Source organism: Arthrobacter sp. STN4 (assembly GCF_024539665.1).
In the GTDB taxonomy this organism is placed as follows: Bacteria; Actinomycetota; Actinomycetes; order Actinomycetales; family Micrococcaceae; genus Specibacter.
Genome location: NZ_JAKZGX010000085.1, coordinates 1 through 758 on the forward strand (window position 1 = coordinate 1; position 758 = coordinate 758).

The window sequence follows — 758 nt, forward strand, 5'->3', positions numbered from 1 at the left end:
GTGGTGGCCTTCACGACGGCGGCCGCGCGCTGGGCGGGGTTGCCGGACTTGAAGATGCCGGAGCCGACGAAGACGCCGTCGGCACCAAGCTGCATCATCATGGCGGCGTCGGCCGGGGTGGCGATGCCGCCGGCGGTGAACAGCACCACGGGAAGCTTGCCGGTCGCGGCAATTTCCTTCACCAGCTCGTACGGGGCGGCCAGTTCCTTGGCTGCAACGTACAGCTCGTCCTCGGGCAGGGCGGCCAGCTTGGCGATCTCCGCACGGATCTTGCGCATGTGGCCCGTGGCGTTGGAGACGTCGCCGGTGCCTGCCTCGCCCTTGGAACGGATCATGGCCGCACCCTCGTTGATGCGGCGCAGGGCCTCACCGAGGTTGGTGGCGCCACAGACGAACGGGACCTTGAAGTTCCACTTGTCGATGTGGTGCTCGTAGTCGGCCGGGGTCAGGACCTCGGACTCGTCGACGTAGTCCACGCCGAGGGATTCCAGGACCTGGGCCTCGACGAAGTGGCCGATCCGGGCCTTGGCCATGACGGGAATCGACACGGCGGCAATGATCGCATCGATCATGTCCGGGTCGCTGGCGCGGGAGACGCCACCCTGCGCACGGATGTCCGCGGGGACACGTTCAAGGGCCATGACGGCCACTGCGCCGGCATCCTCGGCAATCTTGGCCTGCTCGACGTTGACAACGTCCATGATGACGCCGCCCTTGAGCATTTCAGCCATTCCGCGCTTGACGCGGCTGCTGCCGGT

At 67.0% G+C, this 758-nt stretch carries 1 protein-coding gene; it reads right to left on the reverse strand.

The annotated features are described in order from the left end of the window. Positions 1–758, reverse strand: a 758-nt coding sequence (gene pdxS / locus MMF96_RS19435) for a pyridoxal 5'-phosphate synthase lyase subunit PdxS (protein WP_256884480.1), incomplete at both ends; no start/stop codon positions are given.